The sequence below is a fragment of the Streptomyces marokkonensis genome (genome assembly GCF_039539045.1).
In the GTDB taxonomy this organism is placed as follows: domain Bacteria; phylum Actinomycetota; class Actinomycetes; order Streptomycetales; family Streptomycetaceae; genus Streptomyces; species Streptomyces marokkonensis.
Genome location: NZ_BAABCQ010000324.1, coordinates 1 through 3,282 on the forward strand (window position 1 = coordinate 1; position 3,282 = coordinate 3,282).

The following is a 3,282-nucleotide window of genomic DNA, read 5'->3' on the forward strand; positions in this document are numbered from 1 at the left end:
AATAATTTCAGCAACAACGCCGTGGGCGACGCCGCGCAGGTCGGCGCGTCCGTGCACGAATCGTCAGGCCCCAATCCCAGCGGTGGAGGAAACAAGTGAAAACCAATCGCGGAATCGTCAGCCACGGCGACCACAACACTTTTAATAACAATGCCATCGGGGAGCACGCTCGCGTCTCCTTGGCCACTCCCACCCACCACTCCACGCGCTCCGCCGAGATCGGCTCGGACGGCGAACCAGGCTCCGCCGGCTGGGACATCGGTGTGGTCACAATCTTAAGTGAGGAACTGCGATCCGTGGCAGACGAGTTGAAACTCGAACGGCACAAGGTGGGCGGGGGCCTGTATTTCTACCAGGGCGAGCACACCACTCCGGACGCAACCGTACGCATCGTGGCCACCCAGAGTCAGAGCCAGGGACAGCGCTCGGCGATGGCCGCCCTGGCTAACCTGCGTCGCCACTACAACCCGCGGCTGTGGGCACTCGTGGGCGTGGGCGGTGGAATCCACGATCAGCACGCGCGTGTCGGCAACGTGATCGTCTCCACCGAGATCGTGTATTACGAGAACCGCAAGATCAATCCGCTGGGGGACGTCCGTCGGCGCGGGGAGCACCGCCAGGCTCCCGCACCGGTCGTCCACGCGGTGAACGCCTTCTTCGCCGATCATGGAACCCCGGCACGGATCCACGGACAAATTGCCACGCACGCGTCGGAGGAATTTGAAGTCTATCCAGGTTTGATCGGATCCGGTGAAGCCGTCATCGCTGACCGGGAGAGCGACATCCGCGAATGGCTCAAGAAGTATCACGAGAAGGTCTTGGCAGTGGACATGGAAGCCGGCGGACTGAGTCAGTACTGGCAGGAAAACTCAGTCCACGGCGCTACCAATCCCGGCTGGATCGTCATCCGAGGCGTGTCCGACAATGCCGACCAGAGCAAGGGTCACGGCTTTCACGAGCTGGCGGCCCGGAACGCCGCATACGTTCTACGAGAACTTCTGCCCTACCTCTGCTGACTCTCTGCCAAACGGAAACCCGCCTACCCGAGATCAGCCATACACTGGGAGATGGCTCGCATGACTGCGTTTCTGTTCGGAATACTCAGCTCGCTTGCAGCCAGCGCGATCATCCTCGTCCTCGGCCTCGTACGCGGCTCCCGCCCTCTGTGGTGGCTGGTCGCGGTCTGCTCGCGCCTCTCTGGCACCGGGCTCGCCCGTGTGTACCGTCACCAGTCGTCCGCCGAAGGCGATGTCGCCCGCGATCTCGGCCGAGCCAGTTGGGTCAAGGTCTTGGCGGGACGAGGAAACGTACTCACCCGCGAGGTCTTCTCCCCCCTGTGGTCGGGGGAGCTATCCCCGGGATCCGTCCAGGTACTGCTGCCCGACACACTCGCGCCGGCCGACTCCTGGCTCGACCGACGCTCACAGGATCTACGCCTCTTCGATCCCGGCTTCACGCCCGACCTGCTCAAGAACCAGGTTCGGGCGAACACGGACTACATCGCCCAGGTGACCCGCGAGCAACCCCATGTCCAACTGCGCAGCTTCGACCTCCCCAACACCTGCCGCGTGATTGCCACGGACCGGGCGGCCTACCTCACCTTCTACAGCAGCTCCAGCCACGGCAGGAACTCCCCTTGCCTCTACGCCCGGGCCCCCGGACTTCTGTACTCGATAGCCCTCCAACAGTTCGACGTGGCATGGAGGAACAGTTCCTCAGCCCGCCCCACTCCCTGACCTCTACCGACCTGATGGCCAAAAACGATTCGTCAAGGGGAGCACGGCACGAGTTGCCAAGGGGAAGTTGCTACGGGCCTGCTGCGCCCGAGATAGGCGGCACACCTGAGGCTCGACAGGCTTCCCTCGTGCCCAGGCCCGGAGCGCTCTGCGGCAGCTGAGTGAAAAACGTGATGTGCGCAGGCTTGGACTGCTGGCACGATGCCTGGAAGCGGCTGCCCGGCTCTCTCGGACAGCTTTGGTCCAGGACCCGCCGCAGAAGGCGACATCAGACACCGCACGGGGAGCACGGCCCACCTATGACGACGCGCCTGTCCGGAAACGACTTCGCCCTGCAGCTGATCATGCAAGACGGCATGTTCCTGCGGCGCTTCTTGCAGCGAGTCATCGCCAGACCGGAACTGACCATCCTCCCGGTCTTCTGTCTGTACAACTACATGTGCCTGATCCTCCACGAGTCCCACCGGGCGATGGGCCGTATCGCACCCGATCTTGCGACCTCACTTGCCTACGACCATGCCGAGACGATCGCGCGGGCCCGGCACTCGGTCAAGCTCTACGATGACAAGGCCAAGAAACCGGCGGAGCTGAGTGCCGAATTCCGGCGCATCATCGAGCAGCACCGCCAGGAGTTCCTCAACAACACATGGCTCCCGCTAGCGCGGCCGCTGGAGACAGACCTGGGCCTGTGGCGCTTCCGAGGGAGGCTCGTCTCGACCTCCCACACAGTGAGTTTCTTCCTCGGTTTCCCGCCCGAACGTTTCGAAGCCGAGGTACTGGGCGCACGACTCCGGACGGTCGCTGTGGAAATGGGACGCTACGTGAGGGCCATATCCGACGGACTGCCGTGGGAAGGGCCTTCCTGCCTCGACACGGTGCGCAAGTCAGACTTGAGGATGCAAGACGTGCGGGCCAAGAGGCATTACCGAGGAAGTTTCGACCCCTCTTTGCCTGAGGAGGTCAAAGCGTCTTTGACAGCCATGACTTGCGCGCTGAACACCCTTGATGTCCTCTTGTCCGAGGAGGCCGAGCACTCTGCGATCAGTCTTTGGAAGCTGCGCTATATCACGCTCCACCATGTGTTCTCCAGTCTCGCCAAGCTCGACGAGGAGTACGGAGCTGGCCTGCGAACTCCCGACCGCTCCGTGCTGAGGGAGATCCTGGACGCCCCAATGACCGGTCTGATCTTGCAGGCTCACAGCGGCTTTCGGAACACCCTGGTCCACTACGTGCCCCCGCGGAACGTGCACGAGCAACTGTTCCTCCACCAACCGTTTTACGGGTTGCTGGACGCCTACTTCCCCGACGCGAACGCCCGCCTTCTGTATGAGGGGCTCGCCGGCCATACCAGTCACGTCGCCAGCATTCTGGATGCCTGGTCGCGATCGCGCATCCCCTAGACGGTGTCCCCGCCGGCACTTACCGGACCGGTAGCCGGCACGATGTTGCTGCTTAGCCTGCGCAGCGCAATCTGAAACACGATCTGCTCGAACACGTGGTGCTCGTTGCGGCCAGCCAACTGCTCAAGCAGGAACTGGATATAGCG

3 protein-coding genes are annotated in these 3,282 nt (G+C 62.9%); all 3 read left to right on the plus strand.

From position 1 onward, the window contains the following. The first annotated feature begins 95 nt into the window (after positions 1-95). The 3 genes from ABEA26_RS35470 to ABEA26_RS35480 all read left to right on the plus strand — a co-directional run bounded on the left by ABEA26_RS35470 (position 96) and on the right by ABEA26_RS35480 (position 3,136). On the plus strand, positions 96-1,016 hold the full coding sequence (locus ABEA26_RS35470; RefSeq protein ID WP_345598125.1) for a 5'-methylthioadenosine/S-adenosylhomocysteine nucleosidase family protein: 921 nt from the start codon (positions 96-98) through the stop codon (positions 1,014-1,016). 60 nt (positions 1,017-1,076) lie between these two features. Next, positions 1,077-1,736, plus strand: coding sequence for a hypothetical protein (locus tag ABEA26_RS35475; protein WP_345598127.1), 660 nt, complete (start codon positions 1,077-1,079; stop codon positions 1,734-1,736). A 299-nt stretch (positions 1,737-2,035) separates the two neighbouring features. Next, positions 2,036-3,136 carry a hypothetical protein gene (locus ABEA26_RS35480; RefSeq protein WP_345598129.1) on the plus strand — a complete coding sequence of 367 codons (1,101 nt, stop codon included), beginning with the start codon at positions 2,036-2,038 and terminating at the stop codon, positions 3,134-3,136. Positions 3,137-3,282: the final 146 nt, after the last annotated feature.

Coding starts and splice junctions, on each gene's coding strand:
- ABEA26_RS35475 (WP_345598127.1), top strand. CDS start 1,077: ATGACTGCGTTTCTGTTCGGAATACTCAGCTCGCTTGCAGCCAGCGCG.
- ABEA26_RS35480 (WP_345598129.1), top strand. CDS start 2,036: ATGACGACGCGCCTGTCCGGAAACGACTTCGCCCTGCAGCTGATCATG.